Source organism: Streptomyces sp. NPDC001222 (genome assembly GCF_042896945.1).
GTDB classification, from domain to species: Bacteria; Actinomycetota; Actinomycetes; order Streptomycetales; family Streptomycetaceae; genus Streptomyces; species Streptomyces gibsoniae.
This window is the reverse complement of record NZ_JBIAXT010000003.1, coordinates 135,929-160,666: the sequence shown is the minus strand read 5'-3', so window position 1 is coordinate 160,666 and position 24,738 is coordinate 135,929. Positions and strand designations below refer to the sequence as shown.

At 71.2% G+C, this 24,738-nt stretch carries 17 protein-coding genes; 3 read left to right on the top strand and 14 right to left on the bottom strand.

Annotated elements, in window-relative coordinates:
- Positions 1-67: 67 nt before the first annotated feature.
- The 3 genes from ACFY2Z_RS06405 to ACFY2Z_RS06395 form a co-directional block, all read right to left on the bottom strand.
- Positions 68-1,117, bottom strand: a complete 1,050-nt coding sequence (locus ACFY2Z_RS06405) for a BMP family protein (protein WP_390743025.1) — start codon at positions 1,115-1,117, stop codon at positions 68-70.
- Between the two features lie 355 nt (positions 1,118-1,472).
- Positions 1,473-2,507 carry a BMP family protein gene (locus ACFY2Z_RS06400; RefSeq protein ID WP_390743024.1) on the bottom strand — a complete coding sequence of 345 codons (1,035 nt, stop codon included), beginning with the start codon at positions 2,505-2,507 and terminating at the stop codon, positions 1,473-1,475.
- A gap of 378 nt (positions 2,508-2,885) precedes the next feature.
- On the bottom strand, positions 2,886-4,106 hold the full coding sequence (locus ACFY2Z_RS06395) for an amidohydrolase (protein WP_390743023.1): 1,221 nt from the start codon (positions 4,104-4,106) through the stop codon (positions 2,886-2,888).
- A gap of 534 nt (positions 4,107-4,640) precedes the next feature.
- On the opposite strand from ACFY2Z_RS06395, the gene ACFY2Z_RS06390 reads away from it, so the two are divergent.
- The gene (locus tag ACFY2Z_RS06390) at positions 4,641-5,324 is read left to right on the top strand and encodes a class I SAM-dependent DNA methyltransferase (protein WP_390743022.1); all 684 of its coding nucleotides are present in this window, start codon (positions 4,641-4,643) and stop codon (positions 5,322-5,324) included.
- Positions 5,325-5,959: 635 nt separating this feature from the next.
- Here the strand turns inward: ACFY2Z_RS06390 and pstB are convergent.
- The 11 genes from pstB to ACFY2Z_RS06335 all read right to left on the bottom strand — a co-directional run bounded on the left by pstB (position 5,960) and on the right by ACFY2Z_RS06335 (position 22,095).
- Positions 5,960-6,760: a phosphate ABC transporter ATP-binding protein PstB gene (gene pstB / locus ACFY2Z_RS06385; RefSeq protein ID WP_390743227.1), complete on the bottom strand. Its 801-nt coding sequence runs from the start codon at positions 6,758-6,760 to the stop codon at positions 5,960-5,962.
- Between the two features lie 71 nt (positions 6,761-6,831).
- Positions 6,832-7,740 (bottom strand): sortase, encoded by a 909-nt coding sequence (locus ACFY2Z_RS06380; protein ID WP_390743021.1) that lies wholly within the window; start codon positions 7,738-7,740, stop codon positions 6,832-6,834.
- Between the two features lie 95 nt (positions 7,741-7,835).
- A complete protein-coding gene (locus tag ACFY2Z_RS06375) occupies positions 7,836-9,830 on the bottom strand; it encodes an Ig-like domain repeat protein (protein WP_390743020.1) in 1,995 nt (664 codons plus the stop codon).
- Positions 9,831-9,974: 144 nt separating this feature from the next.
- On the bottom strand, positions 9,975-12,623 hold the full coding sequence (locus ACFY2Z_RS06370; RefSeq protein ID WP_390743019.1) for a hypothetical protein: 2,649 nt from the start codon (positions 12,621-12,623) through the stop codon (positions 9,975-9,977).
- A complete protein-coding gene (gene pstS, locus ACFY2Z_RS06365) occupies positions 12,620-14,359 on the bottom strand; it encodes a phosphate ABC transporter substrate-binding protein PstS (RefSeq protein WP_390743018.1) in 1,740 nt (579 codons plus the stop codon). The genes ACFY2Z_RS06370 and pstS overlap by 4 nt, the downstream gene beginning before the upstream one ends.
- On the bottom strand, positions 14,359-15,660 hold the full coding sequence (pstA, locus tag ACFY2Z_RS06360) for a phosphate ABC transporter permease PstA (RefSeq protein ID WP_390743017.1): 1,302 nt from the start codon (positions 15,658-15,660) through the stop codon (positions 14,359-14,361). Before pstA ends, pstS begins: the two co-directional genes overlap by 1 nt.
- A gap of 1 nt (position 15,661) precedes the next feature.
- The gene (pstC, locus tag ACFY2Z_RS06355) at positions 15,662-16,891 is read right to left on the bottom strand and encodes a phosphate ABC transporter permease subunit PstC (protein ID WP_390743016.1); all 1,230 of its coding nucleotides are present in this window, start codon (positions 16,889-16,891) and stop codon (positions 15,662-15,664) included.
- 263 nt (positions 16,892-17,154) lie between these two features.
- The gene (locus ACFY2Z_RS06350) at positions 17,155-18,393 is read right to left on the bottom strand and encodes a hypothetical protein (protein ID WP_390743015.1); all 1,239 of its coding nucleotides are present in this window, start codon (positions 18,391-18,393) and stop codon (positions 17,155-17,157) included.
- Between the two features lie 26 nt (positions 18,394-18,419).
- A complete protein-coding gene (locus ACFY2Z_RS06345; RefSeq protein WP_311698231.1) occupies positions 18,420-19,358 on the bottom strand; it encodes an N-acetylneuraminate synthase family protein in 939 nt (312 codons plus the stop codon).
- A gap of 14 nt (positions 19,359-19,372) precedes the next feature.
- A complete protein-coding gene (locus ACFY2Z_RS06340) occupies positions 19,373-20,674 on the bottom strand; it encodes a cytidylyltransferase domain-containing protein (RefSeq protein WP_390743014.1) in 1,302 nt (433 codons plus the stop codon).
- Positions 20,675-20,715: 41 nt separating this feature from the next.
- On the bottom strand, positions 20,716-22,095 hold the full coding sequence (locus ACFY2Z_RS06335; protein ID WP_390743013.1) for a DUF6716 putative glycosyltransferase: 1,380 nt from the start codon (positions 22,093-22,095) through the stop codon (positions 20,716-20,718).
- Positions 22,096-22,293: 198 nt separating this feature from the next.
- On the opposite strand from ACFY2Z_RS06335, the gene ACFY2Z_RS06330 reads away from it, so the two are divergent.
- Both ACFY2Z_RS06330 and ACFY2Z_RS06325 read left to right on the top strand, forming a co-directional pair.
- A complete protein-coding gene (locus ACFY2Z_RS06330) occupies positions 22,294-23,271 on the top strand; it encodes a glycosyltransferase family 2 protein (protein WP_390743012.1) in 978 nt (325 codons plus the stop codon).
- Complete coding sequence (locus ACFY2Z_RS06325) at positions 23,268-24,602, top strand: alpha-2,8-polysialyltransferase family protein (protein ID WP_390743011.1); 1,335 nt, start codon at positions 23,268-23,270, stop codon at positions 24,600-24,602. The genes ACFY2Z_RS06330 and ACFY2Z_RS06325 overlap by 4 nt, the downstream gene beginning before the upstream one ends.
- Positions 24,603-24,738 lie beyond the last annotated feature (136 nt).

The following is a 24,738-nucleotide window of genomic DNA, read 5'->3' as shown; positions in this document are numbered from 1 at the left end:
CGTGACCGTAACGCTGCCACTACAGCGTCTTCTTGGCCATGCTTTCGAGTCGGCCGCGACCCTCGGGTCAGGAGGTCTTGACCTTGATCGAGCCGTCCTTGATGCCCTGCTCGGCCTTCTTCAGGGCGGCCTGAAGGGCGGCGTTGTTCTTGAACACCGGGTTGGAGTCGGCCAGGCTGACGCCACCGTTGGAGAGGCTGCCACGGATCTCACCCGTCAGCGGCTTCTTGTCCTGGATGACCGACTTGGCCAGGTCGTACACCGAGCCGGAGACGTTCTTCATGGCGGAGGTGAGGATGTAGTTCTTGTACGACGCCAGAGCGCTCTGGCTGTACTGGTCGGAGTCGACACCGATCGCCCACACCTTGTGCGTGGCGGCGGCCTTGATGACGCCCTGACCGGAGAGGCCCGCGGCGTGGTAGATCACGTCGGCACCCGCGTCGATCTGGCCGTTCGCGGCGCTCTCACCCTTGTCGGGGCTGGCGAAGCCGCCCTCCTGAGGGGTCTGCGTCAGGAACTGGGTCTCGATCTTGATCTTCGGGTTGACCGACTGGGCACCCTGGACGAAGCCCGCCTCGAACTTGTGGATCAGCGGGATGTCCACGCCGCCGATGAAGCCGATGTGGTTCTTCTTGGTGGTCTTGGCGGCGGCGACACCGGCGAGGTAGGAGGACTCCTCCTCGTGGAACACCATGTCGGTGACGTTCTTCGCGTGGATCTCGTTGTCGTCGATGATGCCGAAGGTCACCTTCGGGAACTTCGCCGCGACCTCCTTGACGGCCGGCGCGTAGACGAAGCCGACGCCGATGACGGGGTTGTAACCCGCCTTCGCGAGCGTCTCCAGGCGCTGGGCCTTGTCGGCGTCCGTCTCGCCGTCCTGCGGCTCGACGTCCCGGCCGGTGACGCCGAAGTCCTTCTCGGCCTTCTGGAAGCCGGCGTACGCGGCGTCGTTGAAGGACTGGTCACCCTTGCCGCCGATGTCGTACGCAAGGCCTACGCCCTTGGACTTGCCGCCACCACCGGCGGACGAGGTGGACGAGCTGCCACAGGCGGATACGGTGATGGCAAGAGCTGCGGTCGCAACTCCCGCAGCGGCGATACGGGACACCCGGCGCATGGAACGTGACTCCTTTGTGCAAGCGCCCATACCAGGCGCTGGTTCCGCGGCAGCGTAACGCGCGTAGACCAGACGGAAAACCCCTTCTGTCCGGTCCGTTATCGAGATGTGGCCACGGTCTCAGCGACAGGTTACGGAGAGCGCCTGGGTCCTTGCGTGAGGCGAGGAAGCCGGTGTGGGTGGGGCCACAGAGCCCGGCGGGGCTGGGGTCGACCGGTGTGGTGCAGGGGGTGTTTTCGGCCACTGATACCGATGTGCCCAGTGTGACTCAGGGGACCGGACGAACGGAACCCACCCCGCGTACGGGGTGGGTTCCGTTCGTCCGAGCGTCAGGCCGTGGGCCGGGCCGCCGGTGTCACTGCGTGGCGACGGTCACCTTGCCGTCGATGATGTCCTGCTGGGCCTTCTCGACCGCCGCGACGACGTCCTTCATCGCCTGGTACTTCGGGTTGGAGTCCGCGAAGCCGACACCGCCCGACTTGAGGTCGCCGCGCTGCTCGCCGGTCAGCGGCTTGCCGTCGACGACCGACTTGGTCAGGTCGTAGACCGCGCCGCCGACGTTCTTCAGGGCCGAGCCGAGGATGTAGTCCTTGTACTTCGCCAGCGCGCTCTGCTGGTACTGGTCGGAGTCGACGCCGATCGCCCACACCTTGTGCGCGGCGGCGGCCTGGATCACGCCCTGGCCCGACAGACCCGCCGCCTGGTACAGCACGTCGGCGCCCGCCTCGATCTGGCCGTTCGCCGCGTCCTTGCCCTTGTCGGGGCTGGCGAAGCCGCCCTCCTGGGGCGTCTGGGTCAGATACTGCGACTCGATCTTGATCTTCGGGTTGACGGACTTGGCGCCCTGGACGAAGCCCGCCCTGAACTTGTGGATGAGCGGGATGTCCACGCCGCCGATGAATCCGATGTGGTTCTTCTTGGTGGCCTTCGCCGCGGCGACACCGGCCAGGTACGAGGACTGCTCCTCGTGGAAGACCATGTCGGCGACGTTGCTCGCCTTGTCCGTGGCGTCGTCGATGATGCCGAAGGTGATCTTCGGGTACTTGGCCGCGACCTCCTTGACGGCGGGCGCGTAGACGAAGCCGACCCCGATGATCGGGTTGTAGCCGGCCTTCGCGAGCTGCTCCAGACGCTGCACCTTGTCGGCGTCGGTCTCGTTGTCGCTCGGCTCGACGTCCCGGCCGCCGATCTTGAACTCCTTCTCGGCCTTCTGGAAACCGGCGAACGCGGCGTCGTTGAAGGACTGGTCGCCCTTGCCGCCGATGTCGTAGGCAAGGCCGATGCCCTTGCCCGAGTAGCCGGACGAGTTCTTGCCACCCGAGTTGCCGGTGGACTCGCTGCTGGACTTGCCGCATCCGGCGGCGGCGAAGGCGAGGACCGCGACGGCCACCGCAGCTTGGGAGAACCTCGTCCTCCGAGAGATCAGACGCACAACAAGCACCCCTTCATCCCCACGGCACCGTCACCGGTCCGTTTCCCCAATGCGCCGCCACCGCAGCGATTTCGGCGCACAGTAACGCGCGTAGAAGGGGAGGGGAACGGGGTTTCTCGTGGCCGTTATCGATTCGTGCCGACATCCGGGCGCGTTTCGGCGCCGCCCGTTACGGGCGGGTCACGCAGGCGGGCGAAGGGGATGAAGGGGACGACTGCTTTCGGCCATCGGGGGGCCGGGGAGGAGGGCGGGCGGGGCACCCGGCGGGTGAGCAGGGCGCTGCCACGGGCGAGGCTGGGCGCTCCCCGCAGGAGCGTGGGGCGCCCAGCGCTGCGTCTAGCGCTCCGCGTCCAGCAGTGCCGCCGCCGTGAACAGCTCCACTCCGACCGTGATCGCGTGCTCGTCCACGTCGAAGTCGCCCTGGTGGAGGTCGCGGACGGTGCGCTCGCCCGGCCGGCGGACGCCAAGACGGGCCATGGCGCCGGGCACATGCTCCAGGTACCAGGAGAAGTCCTCGCCACCGAGGCTCTGCTGGGTGTCCTCGACGGAGTGGACACCGCGGCGTGCGGCCATGGCGTCGTGGAGGAGTTCGGTGACGGTCGTGTCGTTGACGACCGGCGGCACTCCGCGCACATAGTTGATCTCGGACTTGGCCTTGTAGAGGTTCGCGATCTCGTCGATCGCCGCATGGACGACGTCGGGCGCGTGCCGCCAGGTCTCAAGATCCAGGCAGCGCACGGTCCCGGCCAGCTCGGCGTGTTGCGGGATGACGTTGCACGCGTGCCCGGACTCGATGCGCCCCCAGGTGACCGAGAGCCCGCTGCGCGCGTCGACGCGGCGCGCGACCAGGCCCGGCACGTCCGCCGCGACCCGTGCGACGGCCGTGACCAGGTCGGTGGTCAGGTGCGGGCGCGCGGTGTGGCCGCCCGCGCCGGCGAGCGTGACCTCCAGCCGGTCGCACGCGGAGGTGATGGGGCCGTGGCGCAGCCCGATGCGGCCCGCGTCCACCTTCGGGTCGCAGTGCACGGCGATGATCCGTCCGACCCCGTCGAGCGCACCGGCGGCGATCACGTCGGTGGCGCCGCCCGGGAGGACCTCCTCGGCGGGCTGGAAGATCAGCCGGACCGGCCGCGGCAGTCTGCCCTCGCGGTGCAGCTCGGCGAGGACGAGTCCCGCCCCGAGCACGACCGTGGTGTGCACGTCGTGTCCGCAGGCGTGGGCGCGGTCGGGCACGGTGGAGCGATAGGCGCAGTCGGTCTTGGTGTCGGGGATCGGGAGCGCGTCGATGTCGCCGCGCAGCGCGAGGATCGGACGTACGCCGTCCGGCTCGCCGATGTCACAGATGAGCCCGGTGCCGGCGGGAAGCACACGCGGCGCGAGTCCGGCCTGCTCCAGGCGGGACTTGATCGCGGCGGTCGTGCGGAACTCCTGGTTGCCCAGTTCCGGGTGCATGTGCAGGTCGCGGCGGAAGGCCACGAGTTCGGCACGCAGCAACTCGGGCAGGGCGCCGGGGAGCAGGCTGTCCCCGGGGTGATCGGCCTCGGACTCTCGGGACATCAATTGGTTCACCCTTTGAAGGGTAGGGCGATCGGGCGGTCGTTCTCCCCACGATCAACAAAACTTCATACCGTCAGGGGAAGAAAAACGGGCCGCGCGTCGCATAGCCGACGGTGACGATGGGTAAACTCGCCCGTCTTTCCGGACGATGGGATCCTTGGGAAGGCCGTGAGCGGGTCCGCCGGGGATGACCGCGGAGCCGTCCGGCGCCGCCGACGGCGCCCGGTGATCCCTGCGGGACCGCTCCCGTGTCCGAGCGTCCCGCCAGGGCAACGCCCGAAGAGCCCGATCCGTTCCCCTCCGCCAGGGGCGTCACGCCGACCTCTCCTCTCCCCGGTGACTGCGGCACTCCGCCGGGCCTCCGTCTCCGCCGGGCCTCCGTCTCCTCCGGGTACCCCGCCGCGCCGCCGTCTCCCGCCCCTCTCTCTCCTCCGCCGGGGCTTCGCGAAGGACTCCCCCTCCCCCGGTGACAAGCGGATGAACCCTGGGAAGCAGCCCCCGGCGCGCCCGCGCCACTGGGTAGCGTGCGTGAGCGTGAACGCCGAGGAACCGGATTTCCTGCGCACCGCCCGGGCGTCGTACGACGCCATGGCCCCCGACTACGCCGCCCACGTGCCCGACGCCCTGGTGACCCGGCCCCTGGACCGGGCCCTGGTGACCGCCTTCGCGGACCTCGTACGGGACAACGGCCCCGCCCCCGTCGCCGACCTCGGCTGCGGACCGGGGCATGTCACGGCGCGGCTGGACGCCCTCGGCGTCCCCGTGTTCGGCGTCGACCTGTCACCGCGCATGGTGACCCTGGCCCGCCGCGCCCACCCGGGGCTGCGGTTCCATGTGGGCACGGTGACGGCCCTGGATCTGCCGCCGGAGACGCTGGGCGGCATCGCCGCGCTCGACGTGGTCGACCATGTGCCGACCGGGCATCTGTCGACGGTGTTCAACGAGTTCCAGCGGATCCTGGTGCCCGGCGGCCAGGTCCTGCTGGGATTCCGGACGGGCACGGACGACCGCACCCGCCTCACCGAGCGCTTCGGGCACGGCATCGAGCTGGACCACTACTGGCATGCCCCGGAGACGATCACCGGGCAGCTCGCGGAGGCCGGTCTGCTCGTCCATGCGCGTACGCTGCTCGACCCGGACGAGGACGAGAAGCGGGACCGGGTCTTCCTGCTGGCGCGCAAGCCGTCGGCCGCCCGTCCGCAGCGGCCCGCCGCATAGTCGGCGGTCCTACGCACGGTCCGCGGACCGCCGCACGGTCCGCGGCTCAGTCGGCGGTACGCCGCATGGTCCGCGGTCCGCCGCATGGTCGGCGGTACGCCGCATAGTCCGCGGTCCGCCGCATGGTCCGCGGTCCGCCGCATGGTCCGCGGTCCGCCGCATGGTCCGCGGTACGCCGCATGGTCCGCGCCCCGCCGCATGGTCCGCGGTACGCCGCATGGTCCGCGGTACCCCGCATAGTCCGCGGTCCGCCGCATGGTCCGCGCCCCGCCGCATGATCCGCGGTCCGCCGCATGGTCCGCGGTACCCCGCATAGTCCGCGGTCCGCGGCGTGATCCGCGCCCCGCCGCATGATCCGCGGTCCGCCGCATGGTCGGCGGTACCCCGCATAGTCCGCGGTCCGCGGCGTGATCCGCGCCCCGCCGCATGATCCGCGGTACGCCGCATGGTCCGCGAACCGCGGCGTGGTCCGCGAACCGCCGCATGGCCCGCGAACCGCCGCATGATCCACGAACCGCCGCATGGTCCGCGAACCGGCAGTCAGCCGGTCCGACGGTCGGCCGCAGCCGCCGCAACATCGACGCCGTCCACCGGGCGACCGAAGTCGCCCGCCGCACGGCCCCCGGTCCCGCCCGTCAGCCGAAGCGGCCCGCCACGTAGTCCGCCGTCCGCTGGTCCTCCGGGGTGCCGAAGATCTTGTCGGTCGGGCCGTGCTCGACGATGCCGCCGGGCGTGCCCTGCTCGGCGAGGAAGAAGGCGCACTGGTCGGAGACGCGGGCCGCCTGCTGCATGTTGTGGGTGACGATCACGACCGTCACCTGGCCGACCAGTTCCTGGATCGTCTCCTCCACCCGGCGGGTGGAGGTGGGGTCGAGCGCCGAGCACGGCTCGTCCATGAGCAGCACCTGGGGCCGTACGGCCAGGGCGCGGGCGATGCACAGACGCTGCTGCTGGCCGCCGGAGAGCGCGCCGCCGGGCTGGCGCAGGCGGTCCCGGACCTCCTTCCACAGACCGGCGCGGGTCAGGGACTCCTCGACCAGTTCGTCCTTGGTGCGGCGGCCGGCGCGGGTGCCGGTCAGGCGCAGACCCGCCACCACGTTGTCGTAGATCGACATGGCGGGGAACGGGTTGGGCTTCTGGAAGACCATGCCGATCCGGCGCCGGGCGTCGGTCAGCCGCCGCTCGGGGGCGTAGATGTCCTCGCCCTCGAAGAGCACCTCGCCCGCGAACGCCGCCGCGGGGATCAGCTCGTGCATGCGGTTGAGCGTGCGCAGGAAGGTGGACTTGCCGCAGCCGGAGGGGCCGATCAGCGCCGTGACCCGGCCGGCGGGCATCGTCAGCGACACCCGGCTCAGCACCTGGTGGTTGCCGAACCAGGCGGACACCGCCCGGGCTTCGAGGGTCGCGGGGGCGGGAGCCGCGGCTACGGGCGGCAGGACGGCGGTCTCGGTCAGGGTGTCGGTCACGTCGGGTACCTCGGTTCGTGGCGGGCCGGCCGGTGCGGCGGTCACAGCAGGTTGGGCAGCAGTTCGGTGGTGTGCGTGGCGACCTGGAGGCCCAGCACCGCGACGACGGGGGCGAAGACGATCCATGTCTGGTGGCGGCCCCAGCGGTGCCAGGCCCACACGGCGGCGACGGACGCGAGCAGCAGCGCCTGGAGCCACATCACCAGCGGCCACGGCACCCCGGAGGGGCCGGCCAGCGGCTCCTCGGCGGCCGGCAGGGTGCCGGAGCGGATGACGGCCGCCGGGGTCTGGAAGGGCGCGGAGACCAGGTCGGCGTCCACGCGCAGGACGCCGCTTGGCATGTACTTCGGGCCGGTGGCCGTGACCAGCACCAGCCGGCCCTTGCCCGAGGCCACGGGGGCGGGCGCCGGATCGCCGGCCCGGCGTACGCCGAGGACCTGGTAGGTCGCCTTGCCCTGGCCGGTGACCACCGTGAACCTGGCGCCCTCGCTGAGGCCGGCCAGCCGTCCGAACGGACCGCCGTACGCCGCCGCCCGGCCCATCAGCACGCTGGTGCCCGCCTGTCCGGGCATGGGGGTGTCCCGGCGGTGCCCGGGGCCGTCGGTCAGGACCGTGGAGTCGGTGCCTTCGAGGACGACCTGGCTCATGTCCAGGGCGGGGATGTCGATGAGCGCGACGGGGGTGCCGGGCGCAAGCAGTCGGCCCGCCTGGTCCGTCTGGGCCACCGGCGCGGTGCCCAGGGCGAGTTGACTGCGCAGCTCGTCGAACGCGGCGTGCTGCGCGGAGTGTTCCTGGATCCCGCTGACCAGCAGCACCTGGACGGTGATGCCGAGCAGCAGGGCGGCGAGGCTGAGCAGCCCGCCGCGGGCGAGGTGACGGACGGCGGTGACGCTGCGAACGCGCGTCCGGAGCGCGGCCGGTGCGAGCGTGGTCGGTACGGCGACGGTCACGGCGGCCCGCCTCCTTCGCTGGTCGTGGGGTGGTTTCGGGTTTCGGTCACGGCCGGGGAGACCGCCGCGACGGCGGTCTCCCCGGGCGCGTGGGGTCAGCTGGACTTGATGGTGAAGTTCGCGCCGTTCTTCGAGTTCACCGTCGAGGAGCCGGTGTAGAAGGCGTGCATGGTGTGCTTGCCGCGGCTCAGCCTGGGCAGGGTGACGGTCACCTTGCCGCCGCTCAGAGTGCCGGTGGCGATGACCCGGGCGCCCTCGTAGATGCGGACCGTGCCGCCCGGGGTGGTGCCGGTCGCGGTCACCTTCACCGTGACCTTGGCGCGGCTGGTGTGGCTGACCGTGGTGGGCGCGCTGGTGGAGACCGACGGCGTCGCCTTGGTGATCTTCAGGGAGACGGTCGTCGAGGACGCGTTGAGCGTGGTGGCGCCGCCGTAGAAGACGCTCAGCGTGTGGGTGGCGACCTTGAGGTGGTTCGACAGGCCGAGGGTGACCTTGCCGGAGCCGTCCAGGGTGCCGGTGGCCAGGATGGTGTTGCCGTCCTTCACCGTGACCTTGCCGGTGGGGGCGACACCGTGCGAGCCGGTGACCGTGACGGTGACCTTCGGGGTCTTGCCGTACACGGTGGTGGCGGTGACCGCCTTGGTGGTGCTCGCGTACTTGACCGAGCCGGACCAGGTGGCGGGGGTGCCCGCGCCGTTGAGGTTCGCGGCGGTGACCGAGGCGGTGTAGCTGCCGTTCGCCAGACCGGAGAAGGTGTACGACATGGTGCCGGCCGGGAGGTCCTTGACGGCCACGACGGCGCCGTCCGAACCGGTCAGCGTGACACGGTAGTCGGTGAGCGGCAGGCCGGTGGCGGCCGGGGCGGCCCAGGTCAGCTTGAGGCTCGCGTCACCGGCGGTGGCCTTCAGGGCGGGCGCGGCGGGCATCGAGGCGTCGACGCCCGACTCCTCCAGGCCGCCGAGCTTGGCGTGCTTGGCCGGGTTGATCGAGCCGTTGTACGACTCGTTCATGAAGCCGAAGTCGGCGATGACCTTCTCGGCGCTGTCGGAGGCGAGCTCCGCGCTGTGGCTGCCGCTGGTGACGAAGACGTCGTAGAGCGCCTTGTCGAAGAAGATGCTGGTGGGGTCGATCGCGCGGCTCGGGACGACGTTGTAGACGTCGCGGCCGAAGGTGGCGTTCTCGAAGTAGCCGCCGACCGGGGTGAGCTTGCCGTTGACCGTCGTCACCGGGCTGGTGGCGCCGGTGTCGCCGGGCAGCTGCACGGCCGCCAGGTGGCCGCCGGCCGCGGCCGCGTCCTTGCTGAAGTCGGGGGAGATCCCGTTGTTCTGGGCGATCCAGCTGCCCACGGAGAACGGGACGAGCGCGCCGTCCTCGGTGAGCGCGGCGTCGCCCTGGTTCTCCTGGACGGTCGGGATGTTCGGGGAGAGCGTCGCGTCGGTGAGGCCGATCGCGGAGAGGAAGAACTTGCGGGTGCCGGAGCCGCTCTGCGGGATCTTCGGGTGCACGGTCTGGCCGTTCACCGCGGTGAGCGTGCCGGAGTAGATGTCGTGCAGCTGGTCCACCGTCAGCGTGTCCAGGGCCGAACCCTTGACCGCGACGCCGACCGCGTCCCGGGCGAACGGGATGTAGGTGAACGCGGTGCCGGAGGTGCTCGGGCCGCTGGAGGAGCGGGCGAAGTCGACCTGGCCCTGGATGCCGACGCCGGAGCTGTCCGGGAACTTGTCGCCGGTCAGCGACTCGCTCAGGGCGAGGCGGCCCTTGCCGGAGCCGTTCGGGCGCAGGAAGGACGGGCCGTTCGTGCGGGTCTGGATGTGGGAGGTGGTGGAGCCGGTGCCGGGCTCGATCGCGTCGTACGAGGCGATGCCCGCGCCGTCCGCCGACTTCACGGCGGAGTCGGCGTAGCTCTTGCCGTTGACGGTGTCACCGGCCAGGGCGTTGAGCACGTCCTGGGTGGTGTCGGAGCCCACGCCGACGAGCTGGCGGAAGGTCCCGGCGGGGGTGGGGTCGGCGGACGCCGGGCTCGCGAGAGCCAGGCCGCCGGCCACCACGGCGGCGGCGACCAGCGCGGCCGTAGAGCGCATGCTGCGCATCGAGAGTCTCCTGAAGGGTTGTGCGTGGGATTGCGTCGGGTGATCTGGCAGGGTGGTACGGGCCGTCCGCCCCGACTGCCTTTCGGGGCGGACGGCCGTCTGTGGGGAGCGCGGGCCCGCGAGGCTCGCACTCCGGGCCGGGAGCTAGTCCCGGCCTGGCGGCAGCAGCCTCCGCAACCGCTCCGGCAGCGTGAACGCCGGTACGACGGTCACCGTGCGGCCTCCGGGCAACGGCACCCGCAGCGGGAGGCGCAGCCGGCTGCCGCCCGCGAAGGGCGCGCCCACGGCGGCGGCGGCGCCGAGCGCGGCGCCCACCGGGACGGCGTAGCGCAGCGCGTTCGCGGGGTCGGCGGGCGTGGTGCCGAGGGCTGTCGTCTGGAGGGCCTTGCCGCCGCCGTACGAGGGCGCGCCGCTGGGCGTGGGGCTCGCGCCGGTGCCGCCCGCACCGCCGCCGCCCGCGCCGCCCGCGCCGCCGTCGCCCGTGCCGCCGGGGACTCCCCCGCCGGACGTACCGCCGGAGCCGCCGGAACCTCCGCTGCCGCCGCTCGATCCGCCCCCGGAGCCGCCGTCGTGCGACGAGGGCCCGGTGTAGTGGACGAGGGCATCGGCCGCGTGGAGGGTCCGGGTGCGCAACTGCTGGGGCAGCGGGGCGTAACCGGCCGGCAGGCGGCCCGGGTCGGCGCCGCTGATCTGGCCGTTGCCCGCGGCGTACTTGAGCAGGGCCGCGTAGTCCTTGCGGGCGGCGGCGTCGAGCTTGGCGGGACGTGCGGCCCCGTACACCAGCTGGGCGAGCGGGTAGGCGCCCTTCGCCGTGGCCTTGGCCGCGCTGATCTCGGCCACCCCCGATCCGGAGGCGCCGGCGGCGGCCGCGGTCAGCGACGCCGGGGTCGGCGCGGTGAACTTGCCCGCGGCGTTGCGCAGCCGTGCGGTCTGCAGCCCGTAGCGGACGGCGGAGGCGGCGTCGGTGATCGTGATCACGAACCGTGAACCGACGATCTGCGGGCCGGGGCTCTTGTACGTGGGCGGGTTGGCGAGCGCGTCCCAGGTCGACTTCCACAGGGTGTCGGCGCGCCTCGTCGCCCGGGCGGCGGCGTGCATGTCCTGCACGTACGGGTGGAAGTCCGTCATGCACTGCTGCTTGTTCTCCGGGGCGTCCGAGCCCGGCGGAACGGTGCACCAGCGTGCGTTCCTGGGGTAGTCGTCGCTGTGGGAGGGGTCGAAGGGGACGCCGGTCGGGTTCAGGTCCGTGTTGGTGCTGTAGTACGGGTCGACGCGCATGCCCCATTCGTCGGGCACCCCGGCGAGGAACTGGCGGGCGTCCTTGTCGGACAGGACCCACTGCCACAGCGCTCGGGCCGTGTCCGAGTGGCCGGCCGAGGTGAGCAGGTCGGTGTCGGTCGCCGGGGTCTCGGAGACCGACAGATGCTCGAACTCGGGGTTGAGGGCGATGAATTCGGGATCGCTCGCGAGACCGGCCGGGTTGTTCTTCGCCCACCCGTATCCAGCGGCGGCCTTGTCGCCCATGACCGCTCCCCAGGGGGAGTTGCGGTACGACTCGGTCAGGAGTTTGGCGACCAGGCGGGGCGTGAGGTCGATGGAGTCGACCTTCGTGCCGGCGAGTTTTCTGACGCTGTCCGGCGCTCCGGCCTTGGGTCTGCGTTCGATGGTGAAGCCGATGACGGCTCCGGAGAGCGCGACGGGCGCGTAGGTCGTGGTGTCGGACGGTGCGGTCGTGCCCTCGTCGGAGCCCAGGGCCCGGGTGGTGAAGGCGAGTCCGGAGGAACCGTCGTCGGTGAGCTGGCTGCGGACGACGGGTTCGGCCAGTTCGGTGTAGCCGTACACCGTGCCGCTGGGGCACAGGGCCGCCTGCCAGCTGGTCATGGCGTCGGCGGCGAGTTCGCTGCCCCAGGTGGCACGTTCCTTGGCGCCGAGGGCGCAGCTGGTGCCGACCGTGTTGAAGTGCAGCGGGATCGCGACGCGGTTCTTCCAGTTGGTGGAGGAGACCGGGGAGCCGGCGTTGACCTGGCTGTGGTCCGCGTACGGCTTCCCGTCCAGGTCGAGATGGCCCTGCGGGACGATCACCAGCCAGCACGAGCGCGGCTTGGTGACGCCGTTCTGCTTGACCGGGGCACCGCAACCCAGGTGCGGGGCCTCGTTGGCGGTCTGTACCTCGAAGTACTCGCGTCCGGAGCCGTCGGCGCCGGTGCGGGCGAAGTCGACCTCGTTGGTGGTGTTGCGGTTGAAGAAGGCGTTGTTCTGGGTGCCCGTGGTGATCGTCGTGCCGTCGACGGACTTGAACGGCACCTCGCCCGGCGCGTTCGGGTTGGCCGCCCCGTACCGGTTGTCCTGGCCGTAGTTGGTGGGGTCGGCGCTGTAGAAGACCTGGCGGGTGTCGTCGTAGCTGTTGCCCGGCCAGCTGCCCCGGTCGGTGGTCGGGGAGGCGCCGTACTCGCACTGGGTGCGCGGCGGGCCCGGGTTGGACGGGACAGTGCCGTCGTCGTCGCCCCAGCACTGCATGATCTGCACGAAGTCGGTGTTGAACTGCGAACCGGCGAACGTGGTGGCGGTGCCGCCCCTCCAGGAGACGGTGATCGCCTGGCTGGTGAGGTGGGTGGTCTGGTCGACCGTGAACTTCATGTCCTTGAACTCGCCGCGCCCGGAGACCGTCACGGCGGAGTTGGTGGTGTTCGCGGCGGTGGCGGCGGGTGCCGCCTGTGCCACGGCCAGCCCGGCGAGGGCGCCGACAGCGGCTCCGGCGACCAGGCGCAGGAACGCGTTGCGCAGCCGTCTCATCGCGCGCTCCCGTCGTGGATGTCCCGGCGGGCACGGTCGCCGCTCTCGCCGGCGCGCGGGGCGATCAGCCGCGAGATGACGGACGGGAGGAGCAGCAGCCCGAGAATCAGGATCACGGCGAGCAGCATCAGCGTCTGGGTACTGGTCCAGCCCTGCCGCCCGGCCACCGCGACCGGCTGGGCGAGGGCCACGGTGCCGCCGACGGAGGAACCGCCGCCCGCGGAGCCGTTCGGCGCCAGGGTCTGGCCGGTGTCGGGGTCGACGGACGGCTGTCCGCCGCCGCCGGAGCCGCCGCCCGTACCGCCACCGCCCGTACCGCCACCCGTACCGCCGCCGGAGGTGCCGGCGGACGTGCCGCCGTTCGACGAGCCGCCGCCGCTGGAGCCGCCCGAGCCGCCGTCCGAACCACCGGAGCCGCCGCCCGACTTGGCGCCGCCGCTGCCGGTCGTGCAGGGCGCGGCACCCTTCTTGTCACAGGCGGCCGGGTAGGGCGCGGTCTGGGCCAGCCTGTTCTGGCCGTCGGTGGTGAACGTCGGGTTGTTGCAGCCCCGGATGTTGATGTTCTGCGCCTGCACGCCCGGGATGCGGCGGATCTGGTCGAAGCCCGCCTTGACCAGGTTGATCGGCAGCGGTGAGTACCCGAGATTGGGTGCCTGCTGCTGGCCCTGGCACATGAAGTAGTACGAGAACGCGCCGAGCGTCCTGCCCTTGTCCTTGTTGAAGATGCCCTGCACCTTCAGCGGAAGGATCATGTACGAGTAGCTGGACAGCGGGTAGTTGCGCTTGTCCGTGTCGTTGTAGACGCCGTCGAGCTGCTGCGTGAGGTAGTCCGCGGAGCTCTTGTTCGTGTTGATCCTCGCCTTGAGCAGCGACACCGCCACGTTCTGCGGGGTCGGCTCGGTGTAGTAGCCGGCGTGGTTGAGGACCTTGGCGACGGGATAGTGCTCGTTGAGCGCGTACGAGTAGTTGACGTAGCCGATCGCGCCCTCGCCGTAGCTCTGGGCCACGTACGAGGCCACGCCGAGGTCGCCGGACTGGGCGATCATGCCGGAGACCGTCGGGTAGTCCGAGGTCTGCCCGCAGGCGCCGGCGCGGCCGACGCGACGGCAGTAGTCCTCCCACAGGCCCTTGTGCTGGTTGGCCATCCACATCGTGAACTGTGCTGTGGAGCCCGAGCCGTCCGAGCGGACCACGGGGACGATGGCGCGGTGCGGCAGCTGCAGGCCCGGGTTGTCGGCCTTGATCACCGGGTCGTCCCAGGTCTTGACGACGCCGGTGAAGATCTTGGTGACCACGTCGCCGGAGAGCCGCAGGTTGGTGATCTTCCGGCCGTTCGCGGTCAGGTGGTACATGAAGACGGTGCCGCCGGCCACGATGGGCATGTAGGCGTACGACCCCGGGGCGGGCCGTTCGGCGGCCGAGCCGTCGGTCGGGTGGGTCTGGAACGGGATGTCCGAGACCGCGAAGTCGACGGTGCCGCTGAGGAACTGGCGGCGGCCGTCGGAGGAGCCGTTGCCGGCGTAGTCGATCCGCATGCCGTACTGGTTGACGGCGCGGCCCCAGGCGGCGACGGCGTTCTCCGCCCAGGTGGAGCCGGCACCGGCGATCGGGGTGTACGTGGCGGCGGCGGCCGGTGCGGTCAGGGGGACGGCCAGCAGCCCGGCGATCATGGCGAGCAGTGCGCCGAGGATCCCCGGCGCGCGCAGGCGGCGAAGAAGGGGCAGGTGACTGCGCATCAGTCGGTCTCTCCGGGCTTCTGTCCGGGGTCCTCTTCGGTGGTGGACCCGGAAGGCTTGGCGGACGGGGCGTTTGGCGAGGTGGCGTCGAACAACGTGAGGCCGGGGGCGTGCAGTTCGGCGAAGCGGGCGGCATCGCGGCGCGAGGCGCGGGCCGTGCGGCGGGCCTGGCGGCGGCTCTGGTGCCCGGGGCCGCGGCCGCCGATCACCCGGGCGATGGTGAAGAGCACCAGGACCAGGGTCATCAGGACGGCCGCCGCGCCGAATCCGCGGGCGATCATCGCGGGCTCGGGCGACTTGACGAAGTTGAAGACGGCGAGTGGCAGCGAGATCATCGGCCCGCTCGTCGGGTCGGCGTTGAGCGCCGTGGTGAAGCCCGCGGTGAGCAGCACGGGCGAGGTCTCGCCGATACCGCGCGCCGTACCGAGGATGACGGCGGTGGCGAGGCCGGAGCGGGCGGTCGGCAGGACGACGTGCCACACGGTGCGCCAGCGCGGGGCTCCGAGCGCCTCCGCGGCCTCGGTCAGCGTGCCGGGCACCAGCCGGAGCACCACGTCCGCGGCGCGGATCACGATCGGCAGCATCATCACGCTGATCGCGAGGGCGGCCGCAAGGCCCGACTTCGGCATGCCGAGGATGAGGATCCAGGTGGCGTACACCATCAGACCGGCCACGATCGATGGCAACGCGGTCATCGCCTCGACGATGGTCCGCACGAACCGGGAGAAGCGGCCCGGGATCTGGTTGAGATAGACCGCGCAGGCCAGGCCGAGCGGGACCGTGATCGCCAGGGCGATGGCGATCATGATGAGGGTGCCGAGCATCGCGTGGGTGATGCCACCGCGGGTGATCGGGTCGAGCGGGCCCGCAGCCCGCATGTCCTCGGTGAAGAAGTTGCCGTGCGGCAGCGCCTCGCGACCGCGCCAGGCGGTGAAGCCGACGACGAGGGCGAGCGCCGAGAACAGCAGCAGGGCGGCCGTCCACAGTACGACGGTCATGACCCGGTCGCGTACGGTCTGGCCGTCCTCCTCCAGCCCGGTCAGCACCGCGTAGAGCGCAAGGAAGGCCAGGTAGGCGGTGACGGTGAAGCCCAACGCACCCGAGAACTGGGCGAGTTCGCCGTACAGCAGGATCGTGACGCAGACCGCGGCGGCGGCGGCCCCGGTCAGGGACAGGACGCCCGAACGGGTGGGGCCGCCGATGCGGCGGGGCTGGTCGGGGGCGGGCTCCGGCGGGGCGGCGACGGCCGCCGGGACCGGGGCGGTCTCGGCCGCCCCTGCTTCGATTTCTACGACGGTCATCTCAGGCCTCGCTCTGTGCACCGGACCGGGAGCGGGCCACGACGGAGGAGGCGGTGAAGTTGACCGCCAGGGTGAGCAGGAACAGCGCCAGGCCCGCTGCCATCAGCGCCGACATGCCGAAGGTGGAGGCGTCTCCGTAGTGCAGGGCGATCAGTGAGGAGACCGAGTTGGAGCCGGTCTGCAGGATGTGCGGCTGGATGACGAAGACCGGCGAGATGATCAGGTAGACCGCGATGGTCTCGCCGAGCGCCCGTCCGAGGCCGAGCATCGTGCCGCCGATGATGCCGCCCTTGCCGTAGGGCAGGACGACCGCGCGGATCATCCCCCACCGGGTGGCGCCCAGCGCGTACGCGCCCTCGCGCTCACCGGCCGGGGCCTGGGCGAACACCTCGCGCATCACCGAGCACTGGATCGGCGCGACCATGAGCGCGACGACGATGCCGGCGACGAAGGTGGAGGCGGTGTACACGCTGTCGGTGGCGAGGGGCTCGCCGGGCTGGGCGCCGTCCACCGTGAACAGCGGAATCCAGCCGAACCAGGTGGAGAGCCAGCGCGAGAGCCCGATGACGTGCTGCTGGAGGAAGAACAGTCCCCACAGTCCGTACACCACGGACGGTACGGCCGCCATCAGGTCGACCATCGTCACGAGGGTGTGGCGAAGCTTGCGCGGGGCCACGTCGGAGATGAACAGCGCGGTGCCGACGGCGAGCGGTACGGAGAAGACGACCGCGACGGCGGCGATCAGCAGCGTGCCGGTGAGCACGGCCGCGATGCCGAACCGGTGGACGTCGGGCTGCCATTGGGCGGTGGTGAGGAAGGAGAAGCCGGTGACGCGGAGCGCCTGAAAGGCCCTCAGCAGCAGGAAGAGTCCGACCGCGGCCATGACGGCGAGGACGACGACCCCACTGGCGGTGAGCTGGTAGCGGAAGATCCGGTCACCGATGCCACGGGCCGCGGGCTTCCGGCGGGGGGCCGGGCTGTCGGACTTCGGGGCCTCGACTCCCGGTCTGCCGGGCTCGGGACTCCCGTCCCTCGGACGCTCGTCCGCCGGGTTCTCGTCCCCCGGTCTGTGGGACTCCGGATTCTCGTCCCCCGGTCTGTGGGACTCCGGGTTCTCGCCCTCCGGGCTGTCGAATCCGGATCCGTCGGACTCCGAACTGCCGGAAGCCGACGTGTCCGAATCCGATCGGTCGGAATCCGGTCTGCCGGACTCCTGTGCTGTGGCCGCCACGGGTGGACCCCCCACTGTGGGAACGAATCTGCTCGCGCGCCGATCCGTCGGCGTCGCACGGGGCAGATTCAATGGCCGGATCGTGTCGCTCCAACGCGTGATCCATGGCGAGTCGAAGAACAGCACGTGTCTGTTGGGTGCAAGGCCTGGGGAGATGCCGAGGGTTTCCTATGGGCCGGGCACAGCAGAAAGGGCAGGCCCCGTGCCGTCAGCCGACGGTCGCGGTCCCGCCCCTCAGTCCTGCGCCGGACCAGCCGGCCTTGCTACGCCGAACTCGCCGAGCGCGGCGAGTCCGCCGGGCTCAGCGAGGAGAGTCTGTCCACGTCCCGGGCCGTCCCGGTCACCCCCGACAGAAAGCCCTGGGCGCGGGGGGATGCCCCGTCCGTCAGCCAGGCCGGGTCGATGTCGCACACCGCCACCCGCACCTCCGTGCCGACCAGGGCCAGGGGGAGGGTGTGGACGACCGTGGACGGGAAGCTGAGGATCGTACGGCCGATGGGGCCGCGCCGGGCGATCAGTTCCAGGGGGAGATCCGGGCGGACCACCTCCAGGCCCACCTCGACCGCCAGCCTGTGCAGTTTCTCGGGGCTCTCGCGGCGGTGGGCGAAGTAGCGCCGTGCGCCGTGCGCCGCGACGAGGCCGCGGACCGCTTCCAGATAGCGTTCGCCGTCCACCACGCCCGTCTCCACGAGGGAGGTGCCCACCAGGTCCGCGCTCTTGGTGAGGCGCGGCGGGCCGAAGCGGAACCGGGTCCAGGAGAAGTCGTTGGCGGTGACCGTGACCCCGGCCGGGGCCTCGTCGATCGGCATCGACGAGAACACCTCCACGGCGCGCCGCGCGCGCGGCGTCAGCCTGCGCCGCGCCACCGCCGAGACCGGCGCGAAGAGCAGATCACGGGCGCCGGGACGGCCACCCTTGCGGTGCCAGCGCACCAGACGTTCGCCGCGGGCGAGCTGGGCGACGAACTCCATGGTCGCCGTGCCGTCGTCCACCACCACCAGCTCGCGGGCCCGGGTGATGGTCAGCAGCAGCTGGACGTAGCGGGAGAAAGGGTCCCCCATCACCACCCGGCGGGCCCGGCGCAGCAGGGGGGTGAGGCCGCCGACCGTCCGGAACGGCGCCGCCGCGCCGCCCCGGGCTTCCTCCCAGCGGACCTCGTGGCCCTCGTCCCGGGCCAGTTCCGCCATGCGGCGCAACTGGCCGCGGGTCATCGGGTCGGTGGGCGAGAGCACCACGAGGATGAACTTCTCGCGCGCCGGGCCCGCCGAAGCCGCCGCGGCCGAAGGCCCCGCACCGGTGGCCCCCGGGCCTGTCGCCGCCGTGCTCCCCGCGCCGGACCGGGGTCCGCCCTGCGCGGGGATGGCCGCCCCGCGCTCGGACGCACCGCTCCCCTGTGTGCGAAGCGCGTGCGCGTGTGCCCACTCCAGGACGTTCAGGAGCTGGACCGGGCTCTCCACGAAGGCAAGCGTGGGCTGGCCGGCGGATCCGGCGCGGGGGCTCATCGGCGTGTGACCGTCGCGTAAGGCGCTCAGACCGACACCGGCTCACCGGCGGCCGCGGCGATCTCCGCCTCGGCGACCACGCCGGCGACGCGGCGCAGCTTCTTCATCGGGCCGAGCTCGGAGTCGTAGACCTTCTTGACGCCGTCACCGAGGGAGGCCTCGATGGTGCGGATGTCACGGACGAGGCGGACGAGACCCTGCGGCTCGACGGAGGCGGCCTGGTCCGACCCCCACATGGCGCGGTCGAGCGTGATGTGGCGCTCGACGAAGGTCGCACCGAGCGCGACCGCGGCGAGGGTGGTCTGCAGACCCGTCTCGTGGCCGGAGTAGCCGATCGGCACGTTCGGGTACTCCTTCTCCAGCGTGTTGATCACGCGGAGGTTGAGCTCCTCGGCCTTGGCCGGGTAGGTCGAGGTGGCGTGGCACATGAGGATGTTGTCCGAGCCCAGGACCTCGACCGCGTGGCGGATCTGCTTCGGGGTCGACATGCCCGTGGAGAGGATGATCGCGCGGCCGGTGGCGCGCAGCGCCTTCAGCAGCTCGTCGTCGGTCAGGGACGCGGAGGCGACCTTGTGGGCCGGGACGTCGAACTTCTCCAGGAAGGCGACGGCCTCGGTGTCCCACGGGGACGCGAACCAGTCGATGCCCTTCTCCTTGCAGTACTCGTCGATCTGACGGTACTCGTCCTCACCGAACTCCACGCGGTGGCGGTAGTCGATGTAGGTCATCCGGCCCCAGGGGGTGTCGCGCTCGATGTCCCACTGGTCGCGCGGGGTGCAGATCTCCGGGGTGCGCTTCTGGAACTTCACGGCGTCGCAGCCGGCCTCGGCGGCCACGTCGATCAGCTTGAAGGCGTTCTCCAGCTCACCGTTGTGGTTGATGCCGATCTCGCCGCAGACGTAGACGGGCTTGCCCGGGCCGACCTCACGCGAACCGAACATGCGCAGACGGGAGTTGGTGCTCATGGCAGAAGATGTCCTTACTTGGTGAGGGAATCGAGAGAGGGGCCGAGGATCCAGCTGGCGATCTCTCGGATGGCGCCGTCGCCACCGGGGAGGGTGGTGACCGCGCGTGCGGCGCCGCGCACGACGTCGTGGGCGCTCGCGACCGCCACGGGCCAGCCGACGAGGGCGAAGCACGGGAGGTCATTGACGTCGTTGCCGACGTAGAGCACGCGCTCAGGCGCGATGCCCTGCTCCTCGCACCACTGCTTCAGTGCGAGGTCCTTGCGGTCGATGCCGTGCAGGACCGGGATCTTGAGCTTCCGGGCCCGTGCGGCGACGACCGGGTTCTGCTCCGTGGACAGGATGAGCATCGTCAGACCGCTCTTGCGCAGCGCGGCGATGCCGAGGCCGTCCCCGCGGTGCACGGAGACGAACTCGTGTCCGTCGGAGTCGATCAGCACCCTGTCGTCGGTCTGGGTGCCGTCGAAGTCGAGTACGACCGCGTCGATGTCGGCGGCGGTCGGTAGGGCGCCGGGCCGCGCGCCGTCGAAGTGGGGCGCGAGGGCGCGGGCACGGGCCAGGTCGTGCGGGTCGTCGATCTCCAGCACGCGGGCCGGGTCGGTGCGCACGAGTTCGGTGCGGCCGAAGAAGCGGTGCCGGTGCTCGCGCAGCCCGGCGGCGTCCATCGCGTACGCGGCGCCGGTCTCCAGCAGGTCCTGGGGGCGGTCCTGGCGGCGCGGCCGGAAGGACTTGTCGTGGTTGACGCCGTACCCGCCGTCGGTGGCCGTGGAGTTGGCGATCCGGGTGGCGCCGCCGACCTCGCCGGTGCGCTGGGAGCCGATCACGGGGGCGGGCTCGTCCGCCGCGTCGCGCCAGATGAAGCCGTGGAAGGGCGCCACCGTCAGGGCCGTGTCCGCGCCGTTCTCGACGACCGCGGCGGCCACCCCGTCGACGTCCTCACGGACGAGGAAGGGGCTGGTGCACTGGACCAGCAGCACCACGTCCACGGGCGAACCGTGCAGCGTCTCGTGGGCGTCCATGGCGTGCAGGACGGCGTCCTCGGAGGTGGCCGTGTCGCCGGCGATGGCGGCGGGGCGCAGCACGACCTCGGCGCCGGCCTCGCGGGCGGCGGCGGCGATCGCCTGGTCGTCGGTGGAGACCACGACGTCGGTGACGAGCCGGGCGGCCAGGCACTCGCGCACGGCGCGGGCTACCAGCGGGACCCCGCCGACCGGGGCGAGGTTCTTCGCGGGCACACCCTTGGAGCCGCCGCGCGCGGGGATCACCGCGAGCACACGGCGCACCGGCGCCGCCTGTCCCGCTTCCGGGTTGGACATGGGTTCAGCTCCTTGGAGTCCTTGGCGTGGGAACCGCTCGTTCACAGCTCCCCCATCCGTCGGATCACGGGCGCCACGCGCTGCACTCCGTGGCGGTAGGCGCCACGCGCGGCGCGGCGGACGATCTGGCGTACGGGGCTCGGCGCCTTGTCGGCGGCGGGCGCGCCGGGCAGCGGGCTGCCGTCCGGGGCGAGGTGGTGGCGGGCGAGGACGCCGGGCAGATAGCCCGGCGCGGTCACGGGGGTGTAGTAGGGCGCGAGGGGCGGGAGTTCGCCGGCGGCGAGCAGCCCGGTGATGCGCTCGCGCGCCTCGTCGAAGGCGGTCGCGTACGAACCTCCCCCAGAGGGGGTACCCCCAGCCGCGACGCCCTGCCGCGACACCCACTCCGCGTCCGGCGCGGGCTCGTGCCCGGCGTCGAGCTGGTCCCAGGAGGCGAGGCAGCCGGAGCCCACGAAGTGGTGGTTGCCGAGCGCCTCCCGCACCCCGAGGTCGGTGAGCACGACGGTGGGGATCCGGCGGTGCAGCGACTCCAGGGCGGCCGTCGAGCTGACGGTGACCATCAGGTCGGTGCGGTCGAGGACCTCGCCCATGTTCCCGTACACCAGGCGGAAGTTGGTCGGCAGGTCTTCCTTCTGGGCCAGCTTCTGGTACGGCAGTTCCTCGATGTGCGTGGTGTGCTCGCCCGGCTTGGAGCGGAGTTTGAGGAGCACCTCGCGCTCGGGGTGCTTGCGGGCATGCCCGATCAGCCGCTCCAGCAGGTACGCCCGGTCCTTGCGGCTCTCGGGCACGGAGGGCTGCGCGGCGAAGACGACCGTGTACGGGTCGTTCTTCTCGTAGGCGGCACCCCCGAGGAAGGGCAGCGCCACCTCGGTCACCGACGAGGCGTCGGCGCCCACTCCCTCGTACACCGCGCGGAAACGCTCGGCGTCCTGGCGGGAGTTGGCGAGCACGAGGTCCGCGCCGTGGCGCAGCAGCAGGCCGTCGGCGAGCTTCTCGTAGACGACACCGACGTAGCCGGTGACGACCACAGGACGCCGGGCGCGCCCCTGCCAGGCGTGGGCGAGCCCGTGCAGCATCGCCTGGACACCGCCGCCGACGAGGGCGAGCACGAGGATGTCGTAGCTCTCCTTCGTCATCTCGCGCAGGAACTCGACGGCGGTCACCTCGCGAAGGGAGTCCGCGCGGACGCCGACCTCTTCGAGCTGGCGGGCGGTGGGGGTGGCACGGCCCCTCAGGAGGAAGCCGTCAAGCCGTATGCCCGAATCGACCGATTTGCGAGATTCGGTGGATTCGGTCGATTCGCTGGATGCGGTGAACTCCGACGGCGTGATGCGGTTCGCGGTGAGCGCACCCCACTTCCACCGGGTATCGGAATCGGCTAGGACGGCTACCCGAAGGGACTTCGCGGTACTGGCTGGCACATCGAAGACGCTAGGAAGCGATTCCGATGCTCAGCCCAACCGAAATACAACAAAGGGTTAACAGCACATCGCCGAACGGAGAATCAGGCCGTGAAACGCCGGGGAAACAGCTTGGTTCACTGTTCCGCCACGCGTCGTTCACCTGACATCAAGCCGGCGGTCAAGACGAATGCCGGGCCGCCGCCTAACGTCACAGGGGTGGTCAAGCTCTCCGTCATCGTGCCGTTCTACAACGTGCAGCAATACGCGCCAGACACCCTGAAGAGCCTGCGTGCGAACGCACGTGAGGACTTCGAATTCATTCTCGTCGACGACTGCTCGCGCGACGAGACCCCGGACATCCTCGCGCGCGCGGAGCGCGAGCTTCCGGGCGCGGTGTACGTCCGCCACGAGAAGAACGGAGGGCTGGCGACCGCACGCAACACGGGAATCGACAAGGCGCGCGGCGACTACCTCACGTTCCTCGACGGGGACGACTGGCTCGCACCCGGCTACTACCCCCAACTCCTCGCCGCTATCGAGGAGTTGGGCTGCGACTTCATCCGCACCGACCATGTCCAGTCCACCGCCCGGGCGCGCACCATCCAGCGGGTGCCGCAGGGCCGGCGCGGGGTGGTGATGAACCCGCGCGACGCGATCCTGCCCGCCGACCGCTCCACCTCCGTCGACTACGCGTACGCGTGGGCCGGCGTCTACCACCGCCGGCTCGTCGACCGCGGTCTGCTGCACTTCACCGACGGACTGCGCACGGCCGAGGACCGTCCGTGGATCTGGAAGCTGCACCGGGAGGCGGAATCCTTCGCCACGGTGGGGCTTCTCGGTGTCTTCTACCGGCGTGGTGTCGCCTCCTCACTCACCCAGATCGGCGACGTTCGCCAGCTGGACTTCATTCGCGCGTTCGACCAAGTGGTGGCCGAAACAGCCAAGGACCGGGACGCGGATAAACTGCTCCCCAAGGCTGTTCGCACATATTGCGCAATCATTTCCCATCATCTGGGATCCATCGAAAGGTTCGAGCCGGCGGTGGCACGGAAACTGAAGTCGATGAGCGCTGCCGCGCTACGGCGTATGCCGCAGGACGTACTCGACGAGGCCCTCGACTCCATGGACATCCAGCGGGCCTCGCGCCTGCGCCGGCTGCGCCGCCGTCCCGCCTCCTCGGGGGTGGCCGCGTGACGACGCAGATCTTCCTGGCGTCGACGCTCTACGGCACGGCGACCCTGGCCGCGGCGCTGGACAGCGACTGCTTCACGCCCGCCGACCGGCGCATACTCCTCGTCTGCAACAACGCGGCGACGCCCGAGACGACGCCCGGCCTGGACGAGATGCCCGGTTTCGAGCAGCTGCGCCGCCGCTTCGACGAGGTCATCTCCTGGAACGAGACCATCACCCCGTTCCACCCCGGCGGCTGGGCTCCACGGCTGGACGACGTCCCGCTCTGGGAGAGGTACCTCCGCCTCCTGTGGAACCTCGGCGACGACGACATCGAGCTGATCGTCGAGTCGATCCAGGTCAATCCGGCGCTCGGGTTCTGTCAGCTCTTCACCGGCGCGCCCGTCACGGTGTACGCGGACGGCCTGATGAGCTACGGCCCCACCCGCAACAAGATCGACCCGCTGGTCGGCACCCGTATCGACCGCCTGCTCCACCTGGACCTGGTGCCCGGCCTCAAGCCGCTGCTGCTCACCGAGTTCGGTGTCGAGCCGGAGATCGTGCCGACCGAGGCGTTCGCCAAGGTCCTCACCGAACTGGAGAACACCGGCGACGCGCTGCCGTCCCTCGACGCTCCGGCGCTGCTGCTCGGCCAGTACCTCTCCGCGCTCGGCATCCTCACCGCCGAGGAGGAGGAGGACCTCCACGTACGGATGCTGAAGGGCGCGGTCGCGCTCGGGCACACCCAGGTGGTGTTCAAGCCGCACCCGACGGCCCCGGCGCGCTGGTCGCGCATCCTGGAGAAGGAGGCGGAGAAGCTCGGCGTCGATCTGACGGTGCTCGACACCCCCGTCCTCGCCGAGGTCCTCTACCAGCGCATGCGTCCGGCGCTGGTCGTGGGCTGCTTCTCCACCGCTCTGCTCACCGCCTCCGCGCTCTACGGCCTGCCGGTCGCCCGCATCGGCACCGAGGCCCTTCTGGAGCGTCTGACGCCGTACGAGAACAGCAACCGCGTCCCCGTCACGATCGTCGACGCGCTGCTGCCCGAGCTGACCAACCGCAAGGCGGTCACGAGCCGGCGCCAGGGCATCGAGGTCGACGCCCTGAACGCACTCGTGCGCGCCGTGGGCTTCGCGATGCAGCCGAAGATCTACCCCGGGCTGCGCGCCGAGACCGAGCTGTACCTGACCAAGCATCTCAACCCGCACACCTGGCGGTACTTCAAGCGGCGCCGGCTCACCTCACTGGTGCTGCCCGGCGGGATCCCCGTCCAGCTCGCGTTCATCCCGCGCAACGCGACCGTCCGCAAGGTCGCCCGCCGGGCCCGCGAGCTGCGTCGTGGCGCCAAGCGCTGACACCCGCCGCCACGACCGACCCCGTCGACGCCCCCGTCCCGGCCACCGGGGCGGGGCGTCGTGCCGCCCCGCGGCGACGGCCGACGAGGCGCATGCGTCCCGGCTCCGACCCCATGATGCCTGTGTGACAGCCCGG

Excerpts from the sequence above, each read along its gene's own strand:
- ACFY2Z_RS06370 (WP_390743019.1), bottom strand. The coding sequence starts at position 12,623 with ATGAGACGGCTGCGCAACGCGTTCCTGCGCCTGGTCGCCGGAGCCGCT.
- ACFY2Z_RS06345 (WP_311698231.1), bottom strand. The coding sequence starts at position 19,358 with ATGAGCACCAACTCCCGTCTGCGCATGTTCGGTTCGCGTGAGGTCGGC.
- pstS (WP_390743018.1), bottom strand. The coding sequence starts at position 14,359 with ATGCGCAGTCACCTGCCCCTTCTTCGCCGCCTGCGCGCGCCGGGGATC.
- ACFY2Z_RS06395 (WP_390743023.1), bottom strand. The coding sequence starts at position 4,106 with ATGTCCCGAGAGTCCGAGGCCGATCACCCCGGGGACAGCCTGCTCCCC.
- pstA (WP_390743017.1), bottom strand. The coding sequence starts at position 15,660 with ATGACCGTCGTAGAAATCGAAGCAGGGGCGGCCGAGACCGCCCCGGTC.
- ACFY2Z_RS06340 (WP_390743014.1), bottom strand. The coding sequence starts at position 20,674 with ATGTCCAACCCGGAAGCGGGACAGGCGGCGCCGGTGCGCCGTGTGCTC.
- ACFY2Z_RS06405 (WP_390743025.1), bottom strand. The coding sequence starts at position 1,117 with ATGCGCCGGGTGTCCCGTATCGCCGCTGCGGGAGTTGCGACCGCAGCT.
- ACFY2Z_RS06375 (WP_390743020.1), bottom strand. The coding sequence starts at position 9,830 with ATGCGCAGCATGCGCTCTACGGCCGCGCTGGTCGCCGCCGCCGTGGTG.
- ACFY2Z_RS06350 (WP_390743015.1), bottom strand. The coding sequence starts at position 18,393 with ATGAGCCCCCGCGCCGGATCCGCCGGCCAGCCCACGCTTGCCTTCGTG.